Raw genomic sequence first — 25,257 nt, forward strand, 5'->3', positions numbered from 1 at the left:
CAGACGATGCCGGGCAGTGAGGTCGGGGGGTGCGGTTAGGTGGAGGAGGGCGGGTGGGGGGTGGTCAGACCGGCCGAGAGCAGGAGGTAGGCGGTCAGCTCCACGGCGGCGGTGAGCGCCGGAACCGGAGCCGCCAGCGTCGGGCCGGCGGTGATTCCGGCGGTGACGAAGATCCCCTCGCCAGACGGATAGGGCAACGGCAGCATGCCGAGGGTCGCGTCCAGGTGCAGCAGGGCAGCCGGCACCAGCAGTACGGCACCGGCCACGGCAAGCCGACGACCGGCCCGCCCGGCCGGGCTGGACCTGCCACGACCGATAAGCAACGCGGCCAACCCGATCGCCGCCAGAGCGAGCAGGAACGGGGCCGACGCGGCGCTGATCTCCGTGCCGGCCCACACGTCGTCCCCGGTCCGCCGCGACTCGGTGTCCCGCCCGGCAAGGTGCACCCGCACCACCAGCACGATCACGTATCCGGTCACCACCACCGCGGCCAACGCCGCACCGGCCACCACCCGCCGCTCCGGACGCTCGCGCCCGCGCAGCGCGACCAGCGTCAGCACCAGGACGACGACGAGCGACGCCCAGGTCGCGCGGAGGCCCGTGTCGAAGGCGATGTCCAGGTCCAGTGGTCCGGGGCGGAACACCTGCCACTGCCGCCCGTCGGAAGGGTCGGCGGGCATCGTGCGGTACGCGTCGACGACTGGCGCGACGAACGCCAGCGGCACCACCCAGCGGGGCTCGGGCGCGCCCACCAGCAGGGCGTACGTCGCCAGCACCGACAACGCCACGAGTTCGGCGGGCCGGAAGATCGGCACTCCGGTGAGCAGACCGAGAACGTGGAGTACGACGAGCACGGCCGTGCCGGCGAGAAGTATCCATCGAGGACGCACCGCCGAATCCTGCCAGCAATCGATCTTCCCCGTGGCCCCTCGATGGGGGGCGGTGCGCGCCCGGGGGCGCGTACCGCAGCGCGAGAGGGGTGAGGTCAGGCGCGTTTGGCGCTGGCGACCTGGAACGGGGTGCCCTGCTGACACGTCGTCATCAGACCCGGGTTGGGTCGGCCGGTCACCGTCACCGCGGCACCGGAGGTGAGCACGTCACGTGGCCCGCCCAGCAGCAGGTAGCCGTCGAGCAGCAGGCAGCCGGGCTCGACGCCGGCCTCGACCCGACCGGTGAGCGTCATCTCACCGGTGACCGGCGGCGAGGTCGGCACGCCCCGGGTCTTGCCGGCCGGCGGCGGACTGGCCGGTGCCGTCGGGTCCACCGGGTCGGAGGGCGGGGGGCCGGTCGGATCCGGGGTCGGCAGCTCGGTCACGGGTGACGCTCCCGTCGGGGTCGGGGCGGCGGGGCCGTCCCCGGCGTCCTGTCCACCGCAGGCGACGAGCGCCGTGCAGACGATCAGCGCGGTGACGGCGATCCGAAGGGTCCTCATGCCGGTCTGACGTGTCCGGAAGGTCAACCGTTCCATCGGCGCGGGCCGACGGATCAACTCTGGGCCGCCGCAGCGGCGGCCTTCATGTCGCGCTTGAGTTCCTGCGGGAGCGAGAAGGTGAGGCGCTCGTTGGCGGTCACCACCTCCTCGACGTCGGCGAAGCCGCGCTCGGCGAGGTGCGTCAGCACCTGCTGGACCAGTTCCTCCGGCACGCTCGCGCCGGAGGTGAGGCCCACCGTCCGGGCGTCGGCCAGCCAGGCGTCGTCGATCTCGTGGGCGAAGTCGACCAGGTGTCCGGCGCGGGCACCGGCGTCCAGGGCCACCTCGACCAGCCGTACGGAGTTGGAGGAGTTGCGCGACCCGACCACGAGCACCACGTCACACTCAGCCGCGATCTCCTTGACCACGTGCTGCCGGTTGCTGGTGGCGTAGCAGATGTCGTCGCTGGGCGGGGACTGGAGCAGCGGCAGCCGCTTCTTGAGCCGGGCCACGGTCTCCAGGGTCTCGTCGACCGAGAGCGTGGTCTGCGACAGCCAGACGACCTTGCTCGGGTCGCGCACGGTGACCCGGTCGGCGTCCTCGGGGCCGTCGACCAACTGGATGTGGTCGGGGGCCTCGCCGGAGGTGCCGATGACCTCCTCGTGGCCCTCGTGGCCGATGAGCAGGATGTCGTAGTCCTCGGCGGCGAACCGCTTGGCCTCGTGGTGCACCTTGGTCACCAGCGGGCAGGTCGCGTCGATCGCCTTGAGCGACCGCTCCTTCGCCTGCTCGTAGACCTCGGGCGCCACGCCGTGCGCCGAGAAGATGACGGTGGACCCCTCGGGGACCTCCTCGTTCTCCTCGACGAAGATCGCGCCCTGTGCCTCCAGCGTCCGCACCACGTGCTTGTTGTGCACGATCTCCTTGCGGACGTAGATCGGGGCACCGTAGAGCTTGAGCGCCTCCTCGACGGTCTGCACCGCCCGGTCGACGCCCGCGCAGTATCCACGGGGCTTCGCGAGCAGCACGCGCTTACCGGTCCCGGAAGTCCTCTCGCCCTCAGTCACACCCCCATCGTACGTGCCGCCCGCGCACCCGGCACCGCGCGCGCCCCGCCCCCGACCCCGTCGGCCGCCGCCCCGGCCATGATCAGCGAGGCGGTCGGTGGGTGGGCTTAGGGTGGGCGGGTGAGTACGGGTGGGACGGCGACCGGGAGCGGGACGGCTGCCGGCACAGGGGCCAGCACGGCGGAGGAGCCGTGGCCGGTGCGGGTGGTCAGTCAGAAGATCGGCGCCTGGGTGGCACGCCTGGGCTGGGTCTGGGTGGACGGGCAGGTGGCGCAGATCAGCCGGCGACCCGGCGCCAGCACGGTGTTCCTCACGCTGCGTGACCCGTCGGCCGACCTGAGCCTGACCGTCACCACCAACCGCGACGTGCTGGACACCGGCGCGCCGGAGCTGCGTGAGGGCGCCCGCGTCGTGCTGCACGCCAAGCCGGAGTTCTACGCCGCCCGGGGCACGCTGAGCCTGCGGGCCGACGAGATCCGACAGGTCGGTCTCGGCGAGCTGCTGGCGCGGCTGGAGAAGCTCAAGAAGCTGCTCGCCGCCGAGGGGCTGTTCGACCGGGCCCGCAAGCGCCGCCCGCCGTTCCTGCCGCAGCGGATCGGGCTGATCACCGGCCGGGCCAGCGCCGCCGAGCGGGACGTGCTGACCAACGCCCGTCGCCGCTGGCCGGCGGTGGAGTTCCGGACGGTCAACGTGGCCGTGCAGGGTGCCGGTGCCGTGCCGCAGATCGTCGACGCGCTCAAGGTGCTGGACGGTGACCCGAGCATCGACGTGATCATCCTGGCCCGGGGCGGTGGCGGCATCGAGGACCTGTTGCCCTTCTCCGACGAGGCCCTGTGCCGGGCGGTGTTCGCCTGCCGTACGCCGGTGGTCAGCGCGATCGGCCACGAGACGGACGCGCCGCTGGTCGACTACGTGGCCGACGTCCGCGCGTCGACCCCCACCGACGCGGCCAAGCGGGTGGTGCCCGACCTGGCCGAGGAGGTACGCCTGATCGGCCAGGCCCGGCACCGGCTACGGCGCGCGGTGCACCACCTGGTCGACCGCGAGTCGCACCGGATCGAGGCCCTGCGCTCCCGGCCGGCGCTGGCCCGCCCGCAGGTGATGGTGGAGCAGCGGGCCGGTGACCTGGCCGCCCTGCGGCAGCGGGCCACGCGCTGCCTGGACCACCGCATCGCCGCCGCCGAGGACGACCTGCGGCACACCCTGGCCCGGCTGCGCGCCCTCTCACCGGCCGCCACCCTGGACCGGGGGTACGCCATCGTGCAGCGCGCCGACGGCCACGTGGTGCGCGCCGCCGCCGAGGTGACGCCCGGTGACCCGCTGCGCGTACGCGTCGCCGACGGCGAACTGTCGGCCACCGTGAACCCCTGACCGTGTCGGCCCTGTGGAGAGGCAAGCATGACTGACGAGAAGACCGACGGGTCGGACGAGCGGCTCAGCTACGAACAGGCTCGCGCCGAGCTGGCGTCGGTGGTGGAGCGGCTGGAGGCCGGCGGGACGTCGTTGGAGGAGTCGCTGGCCCTGTGGGAGCGCGGCGAGGCGTTGGCGGTGATCTGCCAGCGTCGACTCGACGGCGCACGGGCCCGGATCGACGCCGCCCGCCAGGAGTCGACGACCTGACGCCTGGAAGTATCCCGGACACGACGCGGCGGGAGCCGGAAGGCTCCCGCCGCGTCGTGTCGTCGGTGATGAAGAGACCGCTTACCTGAACAGGTTGTACAACTCCGGCGGCGCCTCGACGACCTGGTCGGCCGGGGGCTTCTGCGCGGCGGTCGCGTTGCCGTAGTCGCTGTACGTCATCTTGATCTCCTGGCCGGCGGCTGCCCCCGTCGGCGGCATCCGCAGCACCAGTTCGGTGAGGCGGCCCTGCGCGTCGGTGGTGGCGGTGAAGGGCACCGCGTTGGCCTCCGGGCCGAGCGCGGTGACCACGCCCTGGTCCAGCGAGCCGGCCTCGGCGGCCTTGGAGACGTCGATGGTGCCGGAGAAGTTGCCGTCACCGGTGCGCTGTACCTCGGTGACCGCCTGGGTGAGCGCGGCGCTCCCGGCCGGGTCGACCTTGTCGAAGTCGAAGCCGAGGTTGCGGTCACCCTGGATCCGGCTCTGGTCGAGGTGCTGGAACTTGCCGAGGTTCAGCCGGTCGAGGCCGGGCACGCTGGTCGCGGCGGCGCCCTTCAGGTCCACCTTGACCCAGCTGTCCGGCTTGGCGTGGATCAGGTCGAGGCTGATCGCCAGGTCGTCGGTCGGCTCGCCGAGGCGTACCCGGATCTCGGCGCTCTGGCTCGGCTGGTGCACCTGTCCCTCGGCGATCGAGCCGACGCCGGACATGGTGAACCGGAAGTTGCCGTTGCTGATCTCCTTGGTCGAGTCCAGCAGCGCCTGCTTGGCCTCGGAGTCGGCGGCGGGCGCGCCGGAGCCGGTGGCGGACGGTGTGGCGGCACCGGTGGCGGGTGCGGTGTCACCGGAGGTGGTGCAGGCGGCGACTCCAGGCGTGAGCAAGGCGGCGGCCATGAGACCGGCGCTCAGTCTGCGAATGGTCATCGGTGTCTCCCAGCGGGTCACCCGACGCTTCCCGCGCCGGTGGCTCCCCTTTCCTGTTCCCTGCCGACGCCACTCGCAATCACCACGAAGCCCGCTCAATCGACGGCGGTGGCCATCTCCCGCAGTTCGTTGTCCCGGGCGTCACCGACCACGATCACGGTCCGCTCCGGTTCCAGCAGCACCAACGCCTGCTCGTTGCCCCGCCCGGTGTACCGCTGCCAGGTGCCGGAGCCGAGGTCGGCCTGTCCCTGCGGCCGGCCCTCCTCGGTCAGCTCGGTGGGCAGCAGCCGCTCCGGCGGCACGTTGCTCTGCACGAGTTGCAGACCCCGACCCTCGGGAGTGAGATAGCCCACCCGCAGGGTCGCCCCCTCCTCGGTGGTCCGGTAGGTCGCGCGGACCGTCTTCCAGCCGTCGGGCAGCCCGGCCGGCTGGGTCACCGGGAAGACGGCGGCCGAGCGCGCCTGCTCGAAGGTGGGCGTCGGGTCGACCGTGCTCGGCTCGTCCCCGCCGAGGAAGCCCCGGGAGAAGGCGATCAGCAGGGCGATCGGGACCAGCAGCACCAGCAGCGAGATGGCCATGTCGCGGGGTCTGCGCTCGGAGCGTCCCGGGGCGGCCTCGGCCGCCGGGGGTTCCCCGGCGGTCCGCGCCGACTCCGGCCGCTCCTCGGGTACGTCCGGTCCGGCGACCCGGTCGACGGTCGGCTGCTCGGCCGTCGACGGCTGGTCTGCGGGTACGCGGTCGGCAGGCTGTGCGGGTTCCACCCGGCCATTCTCGCAGCCGCCCGACCGGCGGTATCCGGCCCATCACCGCCCCGACCCGGTCGCGGGTCCGCCATCGTGTGAGGATCAGGAACGAAGCCGGCAGCACCCGGCCCGGTCAACCCCGCACCGCCGCGAGGAGGAGCCGTTCATGACGACCGCCAGGACGCGTACCCCACAGAACCTCGACCGCAACATCGCCCTCGACCTGGTCCGGGTGACCGAGGCCGCGGCGATGGCCGCCGGTCGCTGGGTCGGTCGGGGCGACAAGGAGGGCGGCGACGGCGCCGCCGTCGACGCCATGCGCAAGCTGATCAACTCGATCCCGATGAAGGGTGTCGTGGTGATCGGCGAGGGCGAGAAGGACAACGCCCCGATGCTCTTCAACGGCGAGGAGGTCGGCGACGGCACCGGCCCGGAGGTGGACGTCGCGGTCGACCCGATCGACGGCACCACGCTGATGAGCAAGGGCATGCCGAACGCGCTCGCGGTGTTGGCGGTCGCCGAACGGGGTGCGATGTTCGACCCGAGCGCCGTGTTCTACATGGAGAAGCTCGCGGTCGGCCCGGCGTACGCGGACGTGGTCGACATCAACGCCGGGGTCGCCGACAACCTGCGCCGCATCGCCAAGGTCAAGGGCACCGGGGTGGACGAGGTGACGGTCTGTCTGCTCGACCGGTCCCGGCACGACGGGCTGGTGGAGGAGATCCGGCGTACCGGCGCGGGCATCCGGTTCATCTCCGACGGCGACATCGCCGGTGTCATCGCCGCCGCCCGGGGCGAGTCCGACGTCGACGTGCTGATGGGCATCGGCGGCACCCCGGAGGGGATCACCGCCGCCTGCGCGCTCAAGTGCATGGGCGGGATGATGCAGGCCAAGCTCTGGCCACGGGACGACGCCGAGCGGGAGAAGGCGCTCGCCGCCGGGCACGACCTGGACCGGGTGCTCACCACCGACGACCTGGTCACCGGGGACAACTGCTTCTTCGTGGCGACCGGTGTCACCTCCGGTGACCTGCTGAAGGGTGTGCGCTACCGCTCGGGTGGGGCGTACACGCAGTCGATCGTGATGCGGTCCAAGAGCGGCACGATCCGGGTGATCGACTCGTTCCACAAGTTGGAGAAGCTGGCGCTCTACTCGGCGGTGGACTTCGACGGTCGCCCGCTGGACGAGCAGGATTGAGTCAGGGCGCGACGGCGACCGGGCCGACGGTGTCGGCCGGTCGGCGGGCCGGTGCCGTGGCGCTGGGTGCCGTCGCCGGGGTCGCCGTCGCCGTCCAGTCGCGGATCAACGGCGAGCTGGGCGTACGCCTCGACGACGGGATCGCTGCCGCGCTGGTCTCGTTCGGCGTGGGGCTGGTGGTGCTGGTGGTCCTCGGGTTCGCGACCGCGAACGGACGCCGGGGCCTGGCCGCGCTGCGCGCCGCGCTCGGCACCGGCAGGCTACGGGTCTGGCAGTGCCTCGGCGGCGTCTGCGGGGCCTTCCTCGTCTTCACCCAGGGCGCCACAGTCGGTGCGCTCGGCGTCGCCGTGTTCACCGTGGCGGTGGTGGCCGGCCAGTCCGGCAGCAGTCTGGCCGTGGACCGGGCCGGGGTCGGTCCGAGCGGGCCGCAGCCGGTGACGCTCCCCCGGCTCGCCGGTGCGGTACTCACCGTGGCGGCGGTGCTGCTGGCCGTCGGGGACCGGCTGGCCGAGCCGGCCGCTCTCGGTCTGGCCCTGCTGCCGCTGCTGGCCGGCTTCGGGGTGGCCTGGCAGCAGGCGGTGAACGGACGGGTCCGCGAGGCCACCGGGAGCACGGTGACGGCCACGCTGGTCAACTTCGTCGTCGGCACGGCGGCCCTGTCGGTCGTCTTCGCGGTCAGCCTCGTCGTGCGCGGCGTACCCGACGGTGGCCTCCCCGCCGAGCCGTGGCTCTATCTGGGCGGGCCGATCGGGGTTACCTTCATCGCGGTGGCTGCGGCGGTGGTCCGCTTCACCGGCGTGCTACTGCTCGGCCTGGCCACCGTCGCCGGCCAGATCGTCGGCGCGGTGCTGCTGGACGTGCTGCTGCCGTCCGCCGACACCCGCCCGACCGCGAACACGGTGCTCGGCGCGGCGCTCACCCTGGTCGCGGTGGTGATCGCCGCGCTCGGTGGGCGGATCGGCGCCACCGCCCGAGCCCGGCGGCGCGGGGACACCGAGGTCAGGGCATCGTCATCGGGGACTCGGAGCGGTACGGCCCGTCGAGGTCGGTCCGACGGCGTCGGAAGATGATCGCGGCCACGATGCCTCCGAGCAGCCCGAACAGGTGCCCCTGCCACGAGATCCGCTCGTCGGTGGGCAGGACGCCGACCAACTGACCGCCGTAGAGCAGACCGACCAGCAGGAAGACGGCGAAGTTCCACCAGCTCCGCTCGAAGATGCCCCGGGTCAGCAGGATGCCGAGGTAGCCGAAGATGACGCCGCTGGCACCGACCACGATCGTGTTGGGCGAGCCGGTGAACCACACACCCAATCCACTGACCAGCACGATCACCAGGGTCGACCAGAGGAACCGCCGGGCGCCCGCGGCCAGTACGAAGGTGCCGAGCAGGATCAGCGGGATGCTGTTGCTGTAGAGGTGATCGAAGCCGTGGTGCAGGAATGGTGAGAAGAAGACGCCGTCCAGCCCGTCGATGCGCTGCGGGATGATGCCGGCGGCGGCGTCGAAGCCGGCGCCCAGCCACTGGTCGAGGCCCTCGATCAGGAAGAGGACCGGCACCACCGCGCACATGGCGACGAAGGCTCGGCCGATGGAGGCGTAGAACGCATCGGTGCCGAACCGGTGGGGGTCGCCGCTTCCGGGCTGCAGGGTCACCCGTCAAGAGCTATCAGCAATCGCGGACAGCCGCCACTTTTCGCCGACCACCGAGACGACGGCGGCGGTACGCGAGTGCCGCGTACCGCCGCCGTCGACGTGCTCAGGCGGGACTCAGTAGTAGCCCGAACTCTGCGACTTCGCCCACGCGCCGCAGGGGTTGCTGTACCGACCCTTGATGTAGCCGAGCCCCCAGGTGATCTGGGTGGCCGGGTTGGTCTGCCAGTCAGCGCCGACCGAGGCCATCTTGTTGCCCGGGTACGCCTGCGGGATGCCGTAGGCGCCGGAGGAGGGGTTGCGGGCCTTGTGGTTCCAGCCGCTCTCCTTGTTCCACAGCTTGTCGAGGCAGGGGAACTGGTCGATCTTGAAGCCTGCGTCGATCATCATGGCGCAACCGATCTTGCGGTTGCCGCCGTACTCCGCGCAGGAGGCGGGGATCGGGCCGTCGTACGGCCGGGCGGCACGCGCCGCGGCGGCCTCTTCTCGGGCCTTCCGCTCCTCCTCGGCCTTCTTGCGCGCCGCCTCTTCGGCCTTGCGGGCCTTCTCGGCGGCGGCACGGGCCCGCTTCCTGGTCTCGGTGGCCTGCTCCCGAGCGGCGCGTACCTGGCGGGAGACCTGCTGCGGCTCCTGCCGGTACTCGACGTCGATCTCGGTGACGCTCCCGGCTACCTGCGCGCCTGGGCCCTGGCGCTGAGACTGGCGGTCCTCACTGAGGTAGAAACCGCCGGCCACGCCCATGCTCAGCAGCGCGACGGCTGTGGCGCGGGCGGTGAACCGGCTCCATGGCCGACTCACGTGGTGATCCCTTCGTCGGGGTCAGGGACGCGGCATGACCACGGCCGTTCCGGGCCGAGGCGTGCCGCGAGCGCCCGCCACCGGTGAGGCCGGTGGCCGAAGACGCACCCCGTCCGCTTCCCGGCGAATCGGTCGACCCCCTCGTGGGGTGACGAACGATCACCAACGATGCGTCTGGTGCGTGGGCGCCCGCTGGACACGATCGCGCACGGTGAGGCTGATGGGAAACCGCCAGCCTCGATTGTGACATGGGTCACGGGAAATAACAGCCTTAAAACACCCTAAACGGGCGTCATTGGGGGACATCCTCCAGTAGGTCGGTCACCATCGCGGCGATCGGAGATCGCTCCGAACGGCTGAGCGTGACGTGCGCGAACAGGTGATGGCCCTTGAGTGCCTCAATGACGGCGGTGACGCCGTCGTGACGGCCGACGCGCAGGTTGTCCCGCTGCGCGACGTCGTGGGTCAGCACCACCCGCGAGCCCTGGCCGATCCGGGACAGGACGGTCAACAGGACACCCCGCTCCAACGACTGCGCCTCGTCCACGATGACGAACGCGTCGTGCAGGCTCCGGCCCCGGATATGGGTCAACGGCAGCACCTCGAGCAGCCCTCGGGAGGTGACCTCCTCCAGGACGTTCTCGTGGATCACCGCGCCGAGCGTGTCGAAGACCGCCTGCGCCCAGGGCGACATCTTCTCCGACTCCGAACCGGGCAGGTAGCCCAGTTCCTGGCCGCCGACGGCGTACAGCGGGCGGAAGACGACCACCTTCTTGTGTCGGCGACGCTCCATCACCGCCTCCAGCCCCGCGCAGAGCGCCAGGGCGGACTTGCCGGTGCCGGCCCGGCCACCGAGCGAGACGATGCCGATCGACTCGTCGAGCAACAGGTCGAGGGCGATCCGCTGCTCCGCCGAGCGCCCGTGCACCCCGAACGCCTCACGGTCGCCGCGCACCAGCCGTACGGTCTTGTCCGGCAGCACCCGGGCGAGCGCCGAACCCCGGGCGGAGTGCAGCACCAGACCGGTGTGGCAGGGCAGGCCGGCCGCGTCGTCCACGTCGATGGCCTCGCCGCCGTAGAGCCGGGAGATGTCCTCCTCGCCCAGGTCCAGCTCCGCCATCCCGGTCCAGGTCGGGTCGCTCGCCTGACCGTGCCGGTACTCGTCGGCCCGTAGCCCGACCGAGGCGGCCTTGACCCGCAACGGCATGTCCTTGCTGACCAGCGTCACCTCACGCCCCTCGGCGGCGAGGTTCAACGCGACGGAGAGGATCCGGGCGTCGTTGGACTCGTTGCGGAATCCGGGCGGCAACACCCCGTCGTCGGTGTGGTTCAGCTCCACCCGCAGCGTGCCGCCGACGTCGTTGGCGGGCACCGGCCGGTCCAACCGGCCGTGGCGTACCCGCAACTCGTCCAGCATGCGCAGTGACTGTCGAGCGAACCAGCCCAGCTCGGGATGGTGTCGTTTGCCCTCCAGCTCCGAGATCACCACCAGCGGCAACACCACCTCGTGCTCGGCGAAGCGGTGGAACGCCGCCGGGTCGCTGAGGAGCACAGAGGTGTCCAGGACGAAGGATTGGCCCGCTGGTCGGGGCTCCCTGGTGTCCGCCGACCCGGCGGCCGCGGTCCGGCGGCTACGGGTGGTGCGGCGAGTCGTGGCAGTCGAGGCCGGGCTCTGGTCGGCACCGGGGGTAGTACGGCGAGTCGTCACAGGCCTGCTCCGGCGGATGGGCACCCGGCCACCCGCGGTCCGCCTCCTCCGGTGCCCGACTGACACGGGGTCGGATGCGGGCCCCGTGTGCGAGGTCGCAGGCCGGGCGGGCCGGCTGGCTCGGGACAATCCCGCGCCATGCCTAGACGCTAGCCGCCCGCACCCGTCCCGGCTAGTGGCCTTTCGTTAACTGCTGGTGCCGTGGGCACAGCTCGGGTGGCGGACCGGCCGGGATGCATGCCCCCTGCGCGCATCCCGGCCGGTGGATCACCACCACCGGTCGGGTGTGGTCCGAGCGCGGCGCGCCGGACCGGGCCGTCGACCGGTTCTCAGCCGCTTCGCCGGACCAGGGTGGTGGTCGGGTGCCGCCCGACGACCGAGGCGGCCGGCTCCGTGAACGACGATCCGGTGTACGTGGTGCCGGGTCGGACCGCACCGGCGGACACCCGCTTGGCGGGCGCGGTGACCGCAAGGGCGGTGGCGATCGCCGCCTGCGCGTCCCGGCGGCGCCGGTTCCATGCTCCCCGGTCACCGTCGAAGTACCCCTGCCGGTAGCCGAAGCGGTAGCCGATCCGATAGCTGAGCTGCCCGTGCAGGCGGCCGGCGGCGTAGCTGGTGGCGGCCAGCACCAGGACGAGGAAGATCGCGAGGAACGGGCTCATCCGGCGGCTCCGGTCCCTCGCCCGCCCGTCATTTCTCCTCCGGTTCGACGGTGGTGGGGTCGGCGATCAGCAACCGGTCGAGATCGTCGGTGCCGATCTCCTCGACCAGCTCGACGCTGATCCGGCAGCCGTCCAGCACCACCTCGGCCACCGAGGACCGGCGGATCTCCCCACCGGCGTCGTAGACCCGGACGCTGAGTTCCGGGCAGCCGAGGTGGGTACGCCAGGCGTTCCACTCGGCCCGGTCGCCGACGGACAGCGACAGGTAGCGACAGCCCCGGGCGAGATAGAGCCGCCACGGAGCGATCAGGCCGGCGGCGACCCCCTCCGCGATCAGACCGAATGCCTGGGCACGGGTCGCGAGTTCGGTCACCACTCCCCCCTTGCACCGAGCGCGTGACGCAGCTGAGCACCTATCGTCTCATTCACGTGACACACCGTAGGTTGTCCCATGAGCGTGACAGTATCAGCTTTTCGTTCGTTTGCCTCCACACCCACGGACATCTATCCTGCCCAGGTGACACCCCTCAGGAACAGTGCTTCATCCCGAATTGTCAGGTCAGTATCCGCGTCACGCAAGCGTGACAAAGGCGTGCCCGGGACTTCTCTCCGGGCCCATTCGCCGTACGGTCACCAGGTGACCGAGACGGCCAACGCGCGGAAGATCGCCTTTGCCACCTTCGTCCGACGAGCCATCGAGGAGGCCCGGGCCACCCGAGCGTGGAGCGGCACCGAGGTCTCCCGGCGCACCGGCGTCTCGCGCCAGACCATCAACCGCTGGGTCCGCGGCGACTGGGCAAGCGACCCGGAGGCGGAACGGGTGGTGGCGTTCTGCGAGGGGCTCGGGCTCGACCCGGCCGCCGCCTTCGCGGCGCTCGGCTGGGACCGCACCGCGTCGCGCCGGTCCGCCCCGCCACCACCGCCGATGGACCCGGACGTCGAGGCGCTCCTGCGCCGACTGGTCGACCCGGAGGTCTCCGACGCGGAGAAGTTCCACATTAGAGAAACCATTCGTTATCTCGCATATCGCCCGACTCTGCCGGCCGCTGTCCGAAAACGAGGCGACGCCGCCAGCTAGTTCCTCAGATGGCGAAAGAACGGCAGGTCAGCCTCATTCGTTTCGCTACGGGGTCGGAACGGGCGCGCTAGCGTCCGTATTCGTACTGCTTGGGCTCGTCGTCGGCGGGGGGACGGGACAAGGCCGAACCCAGCCCTGCGGGACAGAAGGGGGTCTGTCATGACCCTGAAATGGATGACGGTCGTGGTCGCGGCGGTCTCGTTGACGCTGTGCGTCACCGGGAACGCGGTCACCCTGGCCCTGAACGGCGGGCAGCTTCCCCTGCTCGTGAACCTCTTCGCACTCGCCACCGCGGCCACCGCGATCGTCCTGGCCGTCCTCGCCGAGCTGCACGACCGGCTCGACGACCGGCTCACCGCGCTCACCGAGTTCCTGGTGGAGCGGCTCCGGGAGATCGAGGCCCACACCGGCGACCGGAACTCCGGTTTCGTGGAGGGCTACCTGCTCAGCCATGGCCAGGAAGCCGCCGTCGTGCCCTTCGTACGTCGGGGACGGGGAGCCGCCGAACGCTGACCCCGCCCGGCGACCGCGCCGGATCCACGCCAGGAATGACCGGCCGAACCCGGGGTACGCTGACGCGCGTGCCACCGTTGAATCTGGGCAACCAGACGCCGAAGACCCCGTTGAACGCCGACCAGGCCTGGCAGACGACCGCCGACCGGGCAGCCGAGACCATCCTCTTCTTCGACTTCGACGGCACACTCGCGCCAGTGGCCGACGACCCCACGCAGGTGCAACCCGCGCCGAAGGTGCTTGCCGCGATCGAGACACTCGCCCCGGTCGTACGGCGGATCGCGATCGTCTCCGCACGTCCGGTGGAGTTCCTGCGCGAGCACTTCGGCGGTCTGACCGGCGTCGACCTCTATGGGCTCTACGGCCTGGAGCACAGCCACTCGGGCGGCGAGACTGTCACCGAGCCGGCCGCGCTGCCCTGGGTGCCGACCATGGCCGAACTCGCCGACCTGGCCCGGGCCGAGCTGCCGCCGGGTGCCCTCGTCGAGTACAAGCGGCTCTCCGTGGCGCTGCACTGGCGTACCGCCCCGCAGTTGGCCGCCACCGTCCAGGAGTGGGGTCGTGCCCAGGCCGAGCGCCTCGGCCTGCGGTTGCAGGTGGGGCGGATGGTGCTGGAGATCAAACCGCCGGTCGACCGGGACAAGGGCATGGTGATCGGCGAGCTGGTGCAGGGCGTCGGCGGCGCCTGGTATTTCGGCGACGACGTCTCCGACATCAAGGCCTTCGCCGCGCTGCGGGCCCGCGCCGCCGACGACCCCGACTTCCTGGGCGTCTGCGTCGCAGTGGCCAACCCGGAGACCGGTGACGAGGTCGCCGAGGCCGCCGACCTCACCATCGACTCCCCCGCCGCGCTGGGCGACTTCCTCACCCAGGCCACCCACCACCTCACCTGAGGCGTGCTCCGGTACGGCGGTCAGACGCCGTACCGGCGCTGGCGGGTGGCGTACGAGCGCAGGGCGCGGAGGAAGTCGACGCGGCGGAAGTCCGGCCAGTTGAGTTCGCAGAAATAGAACTCCGAGTGCGCCGACTGCCAGAGCATGAAGCCCGACATGCGCTGCTCGCCGCTGGTCCGGATGATCAGATCCGGGTCCGGCAGCCCTCGGGTGTAGAGGTGCTCGGAGATGTCGTCGACGTCGAGCGAGCCGGCCAGATCCTCCAGCGTGCCGCCGTTCGCCGCGTGCTCCAGCAGCAGCGAGCGCACCGCGTCGGTGATCTCCCGCCGGCCGCCGTACCCGACCGCGATGTTGACCTGGGCGCCGCCGCTGCGGTCCCGGGTGCGCTCCTCGGCGGCCTTGAGCGCGGCGGCGTGCTGCGCGGGCAGCACGTCCAGCGCGCCGACCATCCGCAGCCGCCACGGGTTACCCTGCTCGGCCAGCTCGGTGGTCAGGTCCTCGATGATCTGGAGCAGCGGGTCGAGCTGCTCCGCCGGCCGCGACAGGTTGTCGGTGGAGAGCAGCCAGAGCGTCACGTGCCCGACACCGGCGGCGTCGCACCAGCGCAGCAGTTCCTTGATGCGCTCCGCACCCATCCGGTGCCCGTCGTTGGGGTCCACCAACCCCATCTCCCGGGCCCACCTACGGTTGCCGTCGCACATCACGCCCACGTGCTGCGGCACCTGAAGGCCCGCAAGCCTGGCGGTCAGCCGCCGCTCGTAGACGGAGTAGAGAATTTTCCGCAGAGTCATCACCATGCAGGGTAGCGAGCCCCCACCCGGATCGGAGTGCCGGTGGCCGACACCACGCCGCAGTCCGTTCGCATCGCCCCGCACCCATCCCTCGCCCGCGCCGTACCCCGCCCACCACCTGCGCCGACCACACCACCGCCGGGTCCGCCGCGCCGCCCTCGTGGCCGCCGCGCCGGCGCGCTACGGACACCCGACGAGACGTCCGACCCGGTAGCAGGTCGGACACCGGTGACGCGACGGACACGGCGGACCGGGCGGACACGGCGGGGATCAGGTCGGGGTTGTCGGGGCGGGGACCCGGGCGGCCCGGCGTACTCCGTAGACGGCGAGGACGGCGGCGGCGACCAGTGGGGCGCCGTCCCGGACCAGACCGTCGACGCCGAGCAGCCACCAGCACAGCGGCAGATCGACCGCGAGTACGGCGACGCTGACCACCACCAGCAGGGTGCCCGCCCAGCGTTTGCCGCGCAGCAGGAAGGCGGTGCAGAACAGCACCAGATAGCTGGTCGCGATGCCGGCGCCCAGCCAGAACAGCACCGCCGGCACGGCCAACAGTTGGCCGTCGAGGATCCCGGCGGTGGCGACCAGGGCGGGCACCAGCATCAGCGGACTGTAGGTGAACGCGGCGACCCGGCTGGTCAGCAGCCAGGCGTTCGCCTCGGGGCGGCGCGGCGGCGTCTCGCGCCAGGAGATGCCGGAGCGGTCGATCACCAGTCGAGAACGGTGCCGGACCAGGTGCCCGGCGACCGCCGGGGACCGGTACAGCAGCCAGACCACGGTGGCGCAGAGCGCGGTGAGCAGGGCGAAACCGAGCAGGCCGGGCAGCGGTGGCACGCCCTGCCGGGGCACGATCAACCGACCCACCGCGAAGACCGTGGTGATCGCCAGGATCAGGCCGAGCGGGCGGGCCACCGTCCGGCCCCGCCGTACGTGGCCGATCAGCAGCAGGAAGCCGAACGAGCGCAGCATCGCCCAACCGGTCCGCACCGCCAGGCCGAAGCCCTGCTCCGGCGCGTACCACCAGTTGAGCACCTCGACCACGACGGTGGCCGCGGCGGTCACGGCGAGCAGTGCGGTCAGTGCCCGGACGGCGGACGGCCGCCGGACCTCGGTCTCGGCGGCCGTCCTCATGGGATCCGATGATGCCCGGATCCGGCGTCGATCACACCCCGCGCTGCGGCTGCTCCGCGTCGAGTCGGGCGCGTAGGGCGTCCAACTCGGCCCAGAGAACACCGGGCAGCTTGTCGCCGAACTTCTCGAACCACTCGGTGACCAGCGGCAGCTCGTCGCGCCACTCCGCCGGGTCCACCTTCAGCGCGATCCGGACGTCCTCCGGCGTCATGTCCAGACCGTCGACGTCGAGCGCGTCCGGCGTCGGGACCATGCCGATCGGGGTCTCCACGGCCTCGGCCCGACCCTCGATCCGCTCGATGACCCACTTGAGGACCCGCGAGTTCTCGCCGAAGCCGGGCCAGAGGAAGTTGCCCTCCGGGTCCTTGCGGAACCAGTTGACGTAGTAGACGCGGGGCAGCTTCGACTCGTCGCCGTCGGCGCCCTTGCCCATCTCGATCCAGTGCCGGAAGTAGTCACCGGCGTGGTAGCCGATGAACGGCAGCATCGCCATCGGGTCACGCCGCACCACGCCGACCGCGCCGGAGGCGGCGGCGGTGGTCTCCGAGGAGAGCGTGGCCCCCATGTAGACGCCGTGCACCCAGTCCCGCGCCTCGGTCACCAGCGGGACGGTGTCCCGCCGCCGCCCACCGAACAGGATCGCGTCGATCGGGACGCCATTCGGGTCGAAGTAGTCGTCGGCGAGGATCGGGCACTGGGTGATCGGGGTGCAGAACCGGCTGTTCGCGTGCGAGGAGAGGTTCTCGCTCTCCGGCGTCCAGTCGTTGCCCTTCCAGTCGATCAGGTGCGCCGGCGGCTCGCCGAGGCCCTCCCACCAGATGTCGCCGTCGTCGGTCAGGGCGACGTTGGTGAAGACCGAGTTGCCCTGCTCCAGCGTCCGCATCGCGTTGGCGTTGGTCTTCCAGTCGGTGCCGGGCGCGACGCCGAACAGCCCGTACTCCGGGTTGACCGCGTAGAGCCGGCCGTCCGGGCCGAAGCGCATCCAGGCGATGTCGTCGCCGATCGTCTCGACCTTCCAACCCGGGATGGTCGGCTCCAGCATGGCCAGGTTGGTCTTGCCGCAGGCGGACGGAAACGCGCCGGCGATGTGGTAGACCCGACCCTCCGGCGAGGTGATCTTGAGGATCAGCATGTGCTCGGCGAGCCAGCCCTCGTCCCGCCCCATCACGCTGGCGATCCGCAGCGAGTAGCACTTCTTGCCGAGCAGCGAGTTGCCGCCGTACCCGGAGCCGTAGGACCAGATTTCCCGGCTCTCCGGGAAGTGCGAGATGTACTTGGTCTCGTTGCACGGCCAGGCGACGTCCTGCTGGCCCGGGGCGAGCGGCGCGCCGATCGAGTGCAGCGCGCGGACGAAGTCCGCGTCGTCGCCCATCGCCTCCAGGATCTTGGCGCCCATCCGGGTCATGATCCGCATGGACGCGACCACGTACGGGCTGTCGGTGATCTCGACACCGAACATGGGCTTCTCGGCCTCGACCGGGCCCATGACGAACGGGATGACGTACATCGTCCGTCCGCGCATCGAACCGCGGTAGAGGGGGGTCATGGTCCGCTTCATCTCGGCGGGGGCCATCCAGTTGTTGGTGGGCCCGGCATCCGCTTCGTCCACGGAGCAGATGAAGGTGCGCTCCTCGACCCGTGCGACATCCGTCGGGTCGGTGCGGGCGTAGAACGAGTTGGGCTTCTTCTCGGGGTTCAACCGGATGAGCGTGCCCGCATCGACGAGTTCGTCGGTGAGGCGACGCCATTCCTGATCGGAGCCGTCCACCCAGACGACCTGCTCAGGGGTGGTCAGTTCAGCGACCTCACGGACCCAGGCGAGAAGTTTGGGGTGGGACGTCGGGGCCTGATCGATTCCCCTGACGGTGGCCGGAGCAACCATGACACATCTCCTTGTGGTCGACGCTGACCGGTCTATGGAGTGCACGAGTCTCGGCGCCGCGATGCGTCGCCTTCGTGGAAACATGGGATTGGGCTCAGCGTAAACCGATGTACAGCCCCAGTCAGTGGGACTGGTTGTGAAGAACTGCACAAGGTGCGGCCACGCTGCGGCATCACGAGCCTTTACCCGCTTTCACGCGCAGTTTCACGCAAATCCTGCGGCCGACCTGAGGTCAGCGGTGCCTCGCCAAAGAGTCACAGGTCACTTTTCGACTTCGTGAGCGGAAGAGGAAAACAACACCGAATCGCAGCCGCCCGGTTACGCTCCGTTCGTGCCTGTCTGCACCGTCACCCCGGTGGGCCCCGATGGCCGTCGCTCCCCGATCGCGACCCCGGCAACCGGTACGCTCGCACGGTGGCCGCCACAATGACCGGGGAGCCCGGCTCCCCGCAGACCCGTACGGGTCTGGTCCACTCCCTGGTCGACCGGTTCGGTCACCTCGTACGGGAGATGAGCAAGTTCGCGACCGTGGGCGGCATCGCCTTCGTCATGGACTTCGCCCTGTTCAACTACCTGATCGGCCCGCAGAGCGTCGAGCAGGTCACCGCCAAGACCATCGCCACTGTCGTCGCGGCGACCTTCGCCTTCCTGGGCAACCGGTTCTGGACCTGGCGGCACCGCAAGCGCTCCAACCCGGCCCGCGAGTACGCGCTGTTCTTCTTCTTCAACGCGGTGGGCCTGGGCATCGCGGTGGGGTGCCTGGCCATCAGCAGGTACGGGCTGGGCAGCATCTGGCCGGAGATCTTCCAGACCCGCCTGGCCGACAACATCGCCAGCTTCGTCGTCGGCACCGGGCTCGGGACGCTGTTCCGTTTCTGGTCGTACCGACGGTTCGTCTTCGTCGAAGCGGGAACCCCGACCGGTACGGAAGCGAACCCGGACCGGGACGCGTGACCTGCCGCCCACCGGTCCCGTCAGAGCATGCTGGCCCGTCAAGGTCAGTCGATCCGTCCGAGCCCGCCGTACCCAGCCCACTGCCCTAAGGTGTTGCCCATGCCTCTCGTCCGTCTGCTGCCTGAGCGTTGGCAGAAGTTCATCCACGAGGCGCTCAAATTCGGCCTGGTCGGCGGCGTCAACACGGTCATCAATTACGCCGTGTTCAACGCGCTCGCACTCACCGTCTTCGTCGATGGACAGTTGAAGGCGACGGTCGTCGCCACCCTGGTGGCCACGATCACGTCATACCTGATGAATCGACACTGGACGTATCGCGATCGGCCGAAATCGGCCATGCAGCGCGAGTACGCCCTGTTCTTCCTCTTCAACGGCGTGGGCCTGCTGATCGAGCTGGGTGTGCTGGCCGCCGCCAAGTACGGGCTGGGCGTCACCGGCCTGCTGGCGCTGAACGTGGCCAAGACGGTCGGTGTGGTGCTGGCGACGCTGTTCCGCTTCTGGTCGTACCGCACCTTCGTCTTCCAGCCCGCGCCGGCGGTCGAGCCCACCCAGACGTGGTCCGGGCTGCCGCGCGACGAGTGGGACACGATGGCCGAGATGGACCCGGTGGCCGAACTCGCCGAGGCCATGACGGAGCTGGAGGAGGAGGAACCACCGGCCACTCCGCCACCCGCACCGCCTCTGGCGGTGCAGCCCCGGCCGACGCCGATGGCCCGGGAGGCCGAGCTGGCGGCGCTGGACAGGGAGTTGGAGGACGAGTTGGCCGCCCAGCTCCAACCGGCTCCCGCACCACGCCGGTTCCGGCGTCGCTGAGCCGGGCCACGAAAACGCCCGCCGGCACTCGCCGACGGGCGTTTCGCATGTCCAGGGGGCGGGTGAGCCGGCCTCAGAGGCCGCCGCCCTTGTTGTCCCGCTCGGCGAGGATCTCGCGCAGTTCGCCGTCGCCCAGCGAGTGCTTGTCGTGGAACGCCTCGACCAGCTCGTAGAGCTTCGTCTGCACCCGGTCCACCTTCGGCACGTCCGGAAGCACGGACTGTCCGCGTTCGCCGGCCGACTCGATGGTGAGCGTGCCGTAGCCGAGCAGCCGCCCGACGAACTGCTGGTTCATCGAGTGGTCGTTGACCCGGCTGAGCGGAATGTCCCGCCGCTCGCGGGAGAAGACACCGTGCTGCAGCACCACCCGCTCGTTGGTGAACAGGAAGTGCGTGGTGCGCCAACCGATCCAGGGCCAGACGGTCAGCACCAGGACGGCCAGCAGCGCCAGGCCACCGATCACGGCGAGCGTGATCGAGCCGCCCCCACCGGCGGGCAGGAACAGCACACCGGCCGCCACCGCGGCGATGGCGAGCACCAGCACCACCACCGGACGGACCATCGTCTTCCAGTGCGGATGCAGGTGCAACACGACGTGCTCGTCTTCGGTGAGCACGTCCTCGGGGAACGCCACGGAAACCTCCTCGCAGAACGGACGCGCAGACCGTAACCCCCCGGTGCCACCGGCTCACATCCGCCACGCGGCCGACCTCGGCGGCGCACCCCGCCGTCGATCCGGCTCGGCCGGAATCAGCGCAGGTGGAGGACGTCGGCGGCGGCCAGGGCGCGTTCCCCGGTGGCGGTGGTGACCAGAAGCCGACCGTCGAGGTCGACCCCGGTGGCGGTGCCGGTGAGTTCCGTGCCGTCGGGCAGGAAGGCCCGCACCTCGCGGCCCACGGTGCCGCAGACCGCCAGGTACGCGTCTTGCAGGCCGCAGGCGACCGCGTCCCCGTCGGCGGCCCGCCAGCGGGCGTACCAGTCGGCGACCGAGCGCAGCAGGGCCCGCAGCAGCGGGTCCCGGTCGGTGGCCGCCGCACCGGCCAGTTGCAGCGAGGTGGCCGGCAGCCCGGTCGGATGCTCCGGCAGTTCGTCGGCGCGCAGCGTGACGTTCAGCCCGACACCGAGCACGATCGCGGGCGGATCGTCGAGACCGGGGCCGGGCACCGCCTCGGCGAGGATCCCGGCGCACTTGGCGTCCCCGAGCAGCAGGTCGTTGGGCCACTTGAGGGTGGCGTCGAGTTCCGCCAACAGGGTCACCGCCTCGACCAGCGCGACACCGGCCAGCAGCGGCAGCCAGCCGTACCCGGCCGGTGGCGCCGGCGACCAGGCGCGGTCCGGCACGGCCTGGCCGGGCCGCAGCAGCACGCTGGTCGCGATGCCGGCGCGCGGCGGTGACTGCCAGGCGCGCCCGCGCCGCCCCCGCCCGGCGCTCTGCCGCTCGGCGACGACGACGAGACCCTCCGGCTCCCCCGTCCGGGCCGCCTCGGCGACGTCGGCGTTCGTGGAACCGGTCTCGACCTTCAGTTCCAGCCGCGTCCACGGGCCGTACGGCGCGACCAGCGCCCGGCGCAGCCGGGCCGCCGACAGCGGCGGACGATCGAGGTCGGTGTACGGCGAATCCGGCATCCGGCCAGCCTACGGCCCACGGATGAGGCGAACTGCACAGCGGCGGCGACCTGAACCATCGTTATATTCCCAGGGTGACTACCGAGACCGGGACCAACATCCACAGCACCGCGGGCAAGCTGGCGGACCTGGCACGACGGGTCGACGAGGCGGTGAACGCCGGGTCGGCCCGCGCGGTCGAGAAGCAGCACGCCCGGGGCAAGAAGACCGCCCGGGAGCGGATCGAGATGCTGCTCGACGAGGGCTCCTTCGTCGAGCTGGACGAGTTCGCCCGGCACCGGTCCACCAACTTCGGCCTGGACCGCTCCCGCCCGTACGGCGACGGCGTGATCACCGGCTACGGCACCGTCGACGGCCGGCAGATCTGTGTCTTCGCCCAGGACTTCACGGTCTTCGGCGGCTCCCTCGGCGAGGTCTTCGGGCAGAAGATCGTCAAGGTGATGGACCTGGCCATGAAGATCGGCTGCCCGGTCGTCGGCATCAACGACTCCGGCGGCGCCCGCATCCAGGAGGGTGTGGTGTCGCTCGGCCTCTACGGCGAGATCTTCTTCCGCAACGTACGCGCCAGCGGCGTCATCCCGCAGATCTCGCTCATCATGGGCCCGTGCGCCGGCGGTGCGGTCTACTCCCCGGCGGTCACCGACTTCACCGTGATGGTCGACCAGACCTCGCACATGTTCATCACCGGCCCAGACGTGATCAAGACGGTCACCGGCGAGGACGTGGGCATGGAGGACCTCGGCGGGGCCCGCACCCACAACACCCGCAGCGGGAACGCGCACTACCTCGCCTCCGACGAGTCCGACGCGGTCGACTACGTCAAGGCGCTGCTGTCCCACCTGCCCGCCAACAACCTGGACGAGCCGCCGGTCTTCGACGCCCCGGCGGAGCTGACCGTCACCGAAGCCGACCGGGAGCTGGACACCCTCGTCCCGGACTCGGCCAACCAGCCGTACGACATGCACCGGGTGCTCGAACACGTCCTCGACGACGGGGAGTTCCTGGAGGTCCAGCCGCTCTACGCGCAGAACATGGTGGTCGGCTTCGGTCGGGTCGAGGGACGTCCGGTGGGTGTGGTCGCCAACCAGCCGATGCACTTCGCCGGCACGCTGGACATCGCGGCCAGTGAGAAGGCGGCCCGGTTCGTGCGTACCTGCGACGCCTTCAACATCCCGGTGCTGACCTTCGTGGACGTACCCGGGTTCCTGCCCGGCACCGGCCAGGAGTGGGACGGCATCATCCGTCGGGGCGCCAAGCTCATCTACGCGTACGCCGAGGCCACCGTGCCGAAGGTAACCGTGATCACCCGCAAGGCGTACGGCGGGGCGTACGACGTGATGGGTTCCAAGCACCTGGGGGCGGACCTCAACTTCGCCTGGCCGACCGCGCAGATCGCGGTGATGGGCGCCCAGGGCGCGGTGAACATCCTCTACCGGCAGGAGTTGGCCGCCGCCGAGGACCCGGCCGCGGTCCGGGCCGAGAAGATCGCCGAGTACGAGGACACCCTGGCCAATCCGTACGTGGCGGCCGAGCGCGGGTACGTCGACGCGGTGATCCCGCCGCACGAGACGCGGGTCCAGATCGTCCGCGCCCTGCGGGTGCTGCGCACCAAGCGCGAGACGCTCCCGCCCAAGAAACACGGCAACATCCCCCTGTAGGGGTGACGTGTAAGGAGGGGTCCCCTGCTAACGCCTCGTGCATAGCAGGGGACCCCTCCTAACATCCGCAGCTCACCAGGGGACGATGCCGGCATCGGTGAGCAGCGGCCCGGCCAGCATCCGGCCGCCCACCACCAGCACGACGACGTTGACGATGCCGAAGAGGACGACCCAGAAGAACGGCGGCAGCGGCGTGATGCCCGCCAACTGGTCGGCGTCGGAGGCCGGCATCCCGCGCCGGGTCCGCAGCCGCTGCAACTCCACCACCGGGCGTACGCCGCCGAGCAGCAGGAACCACACGCCGGTCCAGGCGAAGGCGGCCTGCACCTGCGGGCTGGCGTACCAGGAGATCGCGAGCACCGCACCACAGGTGACCACCAGCGTCAGCGCCCCGTACACGTTGCGGATCATGATCAGCATCGCCAGTAGCAGGACCACCGCGAGCCAGAGCAGCAGCGTGATCCGGTTTCCGGCGAGCAGCCACGCCCCGCCCAGGCCGACCAGCGGCGGGGCGAGGTATCCGGCGAGCAGGGTGAGCACCATGCCCGGTCCGGTGGGACGCCCGGCCGAGAGCGTGAGGCCCGAGGTGTCCGAGTGCAGCCGGATGCCATGCAGCTTGCGTCCGGTGAGTACGGCGGCCAGCGCGTGACCGCCCTCGTGCGCGATCGTGATCGCGTTGCGGGCGATCCGCCAGGGCAGCCGGGTGGAGACCACCACCAGCGCGACCAGGCCGGTCAGCAGCACCAGCAGCGGGGGCGGGTCGGGCTGCGCGCCGAGCAGACGGTCCCAGAACGCGGTCATGCCCTCGATCGACACCATGGGGCGGCAGCCTACGCCCGCAGGCCGGGGCGGCCCTAGGGCGGGCTGTCTCGTTCCGGTGCCGGCCGGGGTGCCCGTCCGTGGTCGAGCCGCCCCGCATTGAAAGTTTTCTTAGTATCTCTTGCCCTGGCGGGCATTCACCTTCAAAGATGTCTGTCTATCGACAGTCGTCTCAGGAGGACGCCATGGGTCGGACCAGACCAACGCTGCGCCGGCTGACCGCCGCCGCGCTCACCGTGCTCGCGACCGCTGCCGCCGGGCTCGTCGCCACCGCGACCCCCGCTGCGGCGGCCACCGTGCCCGGCATCGACGTCTCGCGCTACCAGGGCACCATCAACTGGACGAGCGTCCGCAACGCGGGCATCCAGTTCGCCTTCATCAAGGCCACCGAGGGTACGAGCTACAAGGACCCGAACTTCAACACGAACTACGTCAACGCGTACAACGCCGGGGTGATCCGGGGTGCGTACCACTTCGCCCGGCCGAACATCTCCTCCGGCGCCGTTCAGGCGAACTACCTGGCCTCCAACGGCGGCGCGTGGTCGGCCGACAGCCGTACGCTTCCCGCCGCGTTGGACCTGGAGGCGAACCCGTACAGCGGCGGCTACTGCTACGGCCTGAGCACCACCGGCATGCGCAACTGGGTGCAGGACTTCCTGAACACCTATCGCTCGCGCACCGGCCGGTACGCGGTCATCTACACCACCACCAGCTTTTGGAACCAGTGCACCGGCAGTTGGACCGGTCCGTGGGCCAACCACCCGGTCTGGGTCGCCCGTTGGTCCTCCTCGGTCGGCGCGCTGCCGGCCGGCGCACCGGTGTGGAGCTTCTGGCAGTACACCGACTCGGGCAGCGTCGCCGGCATCAGCGGCGCGGTCGACCGCAACTACTGGAACGGCGACCGTAACCGGCTGATCGCCCTGGCCAACAACACCGCCTGAGACACGTCACGACGGCGGGTCGACGTCCACCGAGTGTCGGGACGTCGGCCCGCCGCCGTCGCGCGACTACCGCCGGTTCAGGCCCGCCGTCGCGCGGCGAGTGCCACGGGTACGCCGACACCGCCGTGCCGGGCCACCGTGCCCCGACGGGTGACGGCCCATCCCACGTACGCGGCCCCGGCGAGCGTCACGACGCTCAGCAACGTGGCCAGCAGTGCGATTCCGAAGGTGACGAACAGCAGCACGCCGACACCCACCACCGCGCTCGTCCACAGTGTCAGTCGGGTTCGGGCATCCTTTGGTCGGTAACCCATCTCGGGCCTCCTTCCGTCCTTCGAGATCAGGTACCCCGAACGACGGACGGTCATGCCTCGTCCCGACCG

Annotated in this window: 27 protein-coding genes and 1 pseudogene; 11 read left to right on the top strand and 17 right to left on the bottom strand. The window is 70.9% G+C overall.

The window, feature by feature from the left end; all coding sequences use genetic code 11:
- Positions 1–35 precede the first annotated feature (35 nt).
- The 3 genes from ACZ31C_RS00300 to ACZ31C_RS00310 form a co-directional block, all read right to left on the bottom strand.
- On the bottom strand, positions 36–890 hold the full coding sequence (locus tag ACZ31C_RS00300; RefSeq protein ID WP_465793565.1) for a hypothetical protein: 855 nt from the start codon (positions 888–890) through the stop codon (positions 36–38).
- 95 nt (positions 891–985) lie between these two features.
- Positions 986–1,432, bottom strand: coding sequence for a hypothetical protein (locus tag ACZ31C_RS00305; RefSeq protein ID WP_465793566.1), 447 nt, complete (start codon positions 1,430–1,432; stop codon positions 986–988).
- 53 nt (positions 1,433–1,485) lie between these two features.
- Entirely contained in the window at positions 1,486–2,478 is a 993-nt protein-coding gene (locus ACZ31C_RS00310; RefSeq protein WP_465793567.1) for a 4-hydroxy-3-methylbut-2-enyl diphosphate reductase, read from the bottom strand.
- 120 nt (positions 2,479–2,598) lie between these two features.
- On the opposite strand from ACZ31C_RS00310, the gene xseA reads away from it, so the two are divergent.
- The gene (gene xseA, locus ACZ31C_RS00315) at positions 2,599–3,849 is read left to right on the top strand and encodes an exodeoxyribonuclease VII large subunit (protein WP_465793568.1); all 1,251 of its coding nucleotides are present in this window, start codon (positions 2,599–2,601) and stop codon (positions 3,847–3,849) included.
- 27 nt (positions 3,850–3,876) lie between these two features.
- Positions 3,877–4,098: an exodeoxyribonuclease VII small subunit gene (locus ACZ31C_RS00320; protein ID WP_396740635.1), complete on the top strand. Its 222-nt coding sequence runs from the start codon at positions 3,877–3,879 to the stop codon at positions 4,096–4,098.
- Positions 4,099–4,179: 81 nt separating this feature from the next.
- Here ACZ31C_RS00320 and ACZ31C_RS00325 read toward each other — a convergent pair whose 3' ends face one another.
- Both ACZ31C_RS00325 and ACZ31C_RS00330 read right to left on the bottom strand, forming a co-directional pair.
- Positions 4,180–5,016, bottom strand: coding sequence for a hypothetical protein (locus ACZ31C_RS00325; protein ID WP_465793569.1), 837 nt, complete (start codon positions 5,014–5,016; stop codon positions 4,180–4,182).
- Positions 5,017–5,111: 95 nt separating this feature from the next.
- Complete coding sequence (locus ACZ31C_RS00330; protein WP_465793570.1) at positions 5,112–5,777, bottom strand: DUF4245 domain-containing protein; 666 nt, start codon at positions 5,775–5,777, stop codon at positions 5,112–5,114.
- Between the two features lie 148 nt (positions 5,778–5,925).
- Between ACZ31C_RS00330 and glpX the strand changes: the two genes are divergently transcribed.
- Together glpX and ACZ31C_RS00340 are read left to right on the top strand one after the other, a co-directional pair.
- Entirely contained in the window at positions 5,926–6,957 is a 1,032-nt protein-coding gene (glpX, locus tag ACZ31C_RS00335) for a class II fructose-bisphosphatase (RefSeq protein ID WP_465793571.1), read from the top strand.
- Positions 6,958–6,986: 29 nt separating this feature from the next.
- Positions 6,987–8,027, top strand: a complete 1,041-nt coding sequence (locus tag ACZ31C_RS00340) for a DMT family transporter (protein ID WP_465794330.1) — start codon at positions 6,987–6,989, stop codon at positions 8,025–8,027.
- On the opposite strand, the gene ACZ31C_RS00345 is transcribed toward ACZ31C_RS00340, so the two are convergent.
- From ACZ31C_RS00345 to ACZ31C_RS00365, 5 genes are all read right to left on the bottom strand, one after another.
- Positions 7,957–8,610, bottom strand: coding sequence for a rhomboid family intramembrane serine protease (locus tag ACZ31C_RS00345; RefSeq protein ID WP_131053575.1), 654 nt, complete (start codon positions 8,608–8,610; stop codon positions 7,957–7,959). The genes ACZ31C_RS00340 and ACZ31C_RS00345 overlap by 71 nt on opposite strands.
- 114 nt (positions 8,611–8,724) lie before the next feature.
- Entirely contained in the window at positions 8,725–9,405 is a 681-nt protein-coding gene (locus ACZ31C_RS00350; protein WP_396740641.1) for an aggregation-promoting factor C-terminal-like domain-containing protein, read from the bottom strand.
- A gap of 292 nt (positions 9,406–9,697) precedes the next feature.
- Positions 9,698–11,113, bottom strand: a complete 1,416-nt coding sequence (locus tag ACZ31C_RS00355) for a PhoH family protein (protein ID WP_465793572.1) — start codon at positions 11,111–11,113, stop codon at positions 9,698–9,700.
- 329 nt (positions 11,114–11,442) lie between these two features.
- Positions 11,443–11,775, bottom strand: a complete 333-nt coding sequence (locus tag ACZ31C_RS00360) for a hypothetical protein (RefSeq protein WP_396740645.1) — start codon at positions 11,773–11,775, stop codon at positions 11,443–11,445.
- Positions 11,776–11,803: 28 nt separating this feature from the next.
- Complete coding sequence (locus ACZ31C_RS00365) at positions 11,804–12,148, bottom strand: hypothetical protein (protein ID WP_350695735.1); 345 nt, start codon at positions 12,146–12,148, stop codon at positions 11,804–11,806.
- 264 nt (positions 12,149–12,412) lie between these two features.
- On the opposite strand from ACZ31C_RS00365, the gene ACZ31C_RS00370 reads away from it, so the two are divergent.
- The 3 genes from ACZ31C_RS00370 to otsB all read left to right on the top strand — a co-directional run bounded on the left by ACZ31C_RS00370 (position 12,413) and on the right by otsB (position 14,259).
- A complete protein-coding gene (locus ACZ31C_RS00370; protein WP_396740646.1) occupies positions 12,413–12,853 on the top strand; it encodes a helix-turn-helix domain-containing protein in 441 nt (146 codons plus the stop codon).
- 159 nt (positions 12,854–13,012) lie between these two features.
- A complete protein-coding gene (locus ACZ31C_RS00375) occupies positions 13,013–13,366 on the top strand; it encodes a hypothetical protein (protein ID WP_350695737.1) in 354 nt (117 codons plus the stop codon).
- A gap of 68 nt (positions 13,367–13,434) precedes the next feature.
- Entirely contained in the window at positions 13,435–14,259 is an 825-nt protein-coding gene (otsB, locus tag ACZ31C_RS00380) for a trehalose-phosphatase (RefSeq protein ID WP_465793573.1), read from the top strand.
- A 20-nt stretch (positions 14,260–14,279) separates the two neighbouring features.
- Here otsB and ACZ31C_RS00385 read toward each other — a convergent pair whose 3' ends face one another.
- The 3 genes from ACZ31C_RS00385 to ACZ31C_RS00395 all read right to left on the bottom strand — a co-directional run bounded on the left by ACZ31C_RS00385 (position 14,280) and on the right by ACZ31C_RS00395 (position 18,063).
- Entirely contained in the window at positions 14,280–15,050 is a 771-nt protein-coding gene (locus ACZ31C_RS00385; RefSeq protein ID WP_449951225.1) for an isoprenyl transferase, read from the bottom strand.
- 270 nt (positions 15,051–15,320) lie between these two features.
- Positions 15,321–16,181 carry a hypothetical protein gene (locus ACZ31C_RS00390; protein WP_465793574.1) on the bottom strand — a complete coding sequence of 287 codons (861 nt, stop codon included), beginning with the start codon at positions 16,179–16,181 and terminating at the stop codon, positions 15,321–15,323.
- A gap of 31 nt (positions 16,182–16,212) precedes the next feature.
- The gene (locus ACZ31C_RS00395) at positions 16,213–18,063 is read right to left on the bottom strand and encodes a phosphoenolpyruvate carboxykinase (GTP) (protein WP_350695744.1); all 1,851 of its coding nucleotides are present in this window, start codon (positions 18,061–18,063) and stop codon (positions 16,213–16,215) included.
- 136 nt (positions 18,064–18,199) lie between these two features.
- Here ACZ31C_RS00395 and ACZ31C_RS00400 point away from each other — a divergent pair.
- Positions 18,200–19,017 (top strand): annotated as a pseudogene (locus ACZ31C_RS00400) (GtrA family protein).
- Positions 19,018–19,116: 99 nt separating this feature from the next.
- A complete protein-coding gene (locus ACZ31C_RS00405) occupies positions 19,117–19,830 on the top strand; it encodes a GtrA family protein (protein ID WP_465793575.1) in 714 nt (237 codons plus the stop codon).
- A 73-nt stretch (positions 19,831–19,903) separates the two neighbouring features.
- On the opposite strand, the gene ACZ31C_RS00410 is transcribed toward ACZ31C_RS00405, so the two are convergent.
- Both ACZ31C_RS00410 and ACZ31C_RS00415 read right to left on the bottom strand, forming a co-directional pair.
- Entirely contained in the window at positions 19,904–20,464 is a 561-nt protein-coding gene (locus ACZ31C_RS00410) for a PH domain-containing protein (protein ID WP_396740656.1), read from the bottom strand.
- Positions 20,465–20,580: 116 nt separating this feature from the next.
- Positions 20,581–21,456, bottom strand: coding sequence for a biotin--[acetyl-CoA-carboxylase] ligase (locus tag ACZ31C_RS00415; protein WP_465793576.1), 876 nt, complete (start codon positions 21,454–21,456; stop codon positions 20,581–20,583).
- A gap of 74 nt (positions 21,457–21,530) precedes the next feature.
- On the opposite strand from ACZ31C_RS00415, the gene ACZ31C_RS00420 reads away from it, so the two are divergent.
- Positions 21,531–23,114 carry an acyl-CoA carboxylase subunit beta gene (locus ACZ31C_RS00420; protein WP_465793577.1) on the top strand — a complete coding sequence of 528 codons (1,584 nt, stop codon included), beginning with the start codon at positions 21,531–21,533 and terminating at the stop codon, positions 23,112–23,114.
- 72 nt (positions 23,115–23,186) lie between these two features.
- Here the strand turns inward: ACZ31C_RS00420 and ACZ31C_RS00425 are convergent, their stop codons facing one another.
- The gene (locus ACZ31C_RS00425) at positions 23,187–23,933 is read right to left on the bottom strand and encodes a M50 family metallopeptidase (protein WP_465793578.1); all 747 of its coding nucleotides are present in this window, start codon (positions 23,931–23,933) and stop codon (positions 23,187–23,189) included.
- A gap of 185 nt (positions 23,934–24,118) precedes the next feature.
- On the opposite strand from ACZ31C_RS00425, the gene ACZ31C_RS00430 reads away from it, so the two are divergent.
- On the top strand, positions 24,119–24,874 hold the full coding sequence (locus ACZ31C_RS00430; protein ID WP_465793579.1) for a GH25 family lysozyme: 756 nt from the start codon (positions 24,119–24,121) through the stop codon (positions 24,872–24,874).
- A gap of 77 nt (positions 24,875–24,951) precedes the next feature.
- Here ACZ31C_RS00430 and ACZ31C_RS00435 read toward each other — a convergent pair whose 3' ends face one another.
- Positions 24,952–25,188 (bottom strand): hypothetical protein, encoded by a 237-nt coding sequence (locus ACZ31C_RS00435; protein ID WP_465793580.1) that lies wholly within the window; start codon positions 25,186–25,188, stop codon positions 24,952–24,954.
- Positions 25,189–25,257 lie beyond the last annotated feature (69 nt).

The organism is Micromonospora sp. NPDC023869, from assembly GCF_055559695.1.

Coding starts and splice junctions, on each gene's coding strand:
- ACZ31C_RS00305 (WP_465793566.1), bottom strand. CDS start 1,432: ATGAGGACCCTTCGGATCGCCGTCACCGCGCTGATCGTCTGCACGGCG.
- ACZ31C_RS00320 (WP_396740635.1), top strand. CDS start 3,877: ATGACTGACGAGAAGACCGACGGGTCGGACGAGCGGCTCAGCTACGAA.
- ACZ31C_RS00325 (WP_465793569.1), bottom strand. CDS start 5,016: ATGACCATTCGCAGACTGAGCGCCGGTCTCATGGCCGCCGCCTTGCTC.
- glpX (WP_465793571.1), top strand. CDS start 5,926: ATGACGACCGCCAGGACGCGTACCCCACAGAACCTCGACCGCAACATC.
- ACZ31C_RS00360 (WP_396740645.1), bottom strand. CDS start 11,775: ATGAGCCCGTTCCTCGCGATCTTCCTCGTCCTGGTGCTGGCCGCCACC.
- ACZ31C_RS00375 (WP_350695737.1), top strand. CDS start 13,013: ATGACCCTGAAATGGATGACGGTCGTGGTCGCGGCGGTCTCGTTGACG.
- ACZ31C_RS00385 (WP_449951225.1), bottom strand. CDS start 15,050: ATGACTCTGCGGAAAATTCTCTACTCCGTCTACGAGCGGCGGCTGACC.
- ACZ31C_RS00390 (WP_465793574.1), bottom strand. CDS start 16,181: ATGAGGACGGCCGCCGAGACCGAGGTCCGGCGGCCGTCCGCCGTCCGG.
- ACZ31C_RS00395 (WP_350695744.1), bottom strand. CDS start 18,063: ATGGTTGCTCCGGCCACCGTCAGGGGAATCGATCAGGCCCCGACGTCC.
- ACZ31C_RS00405 (WP_465793575.1), top strand. CDS start 19,117: ATGCCTCTCGTCCGTCTGCTGCCTGAGCGTTGGCAGAAGTTCATCCAC.
- ACZ31C_RS00415 (WP_465793576.1), bottom strand. CDS start 21,456: ATGCCGGATTCGCCGTACACCGACCTCGATCGTCCGCCGCTGTCGGCG.
- ACZ31C_RS00425 (WP_465793578.1), bottom strand. CDS start 23,933: ATGGTGTCGATCGAGGGCATGACCGCGTTCTGGGACCGTCTGCTCGGC.
- ACZ31C_RS00430 (WP_465793579.1), top strand. CDS start 24,119: ATGGGTCGGACCAGACCAACGCTGCGCCGGCTGACCGCCGCCGCGCTC.
- ACZ31C_RS00435 (WP_465793580.1), bottom strand. CDS start 25,188: ATGGGTTACCGACCAAAGGATGCCCGAACCCGACTGACACTGTGGACG.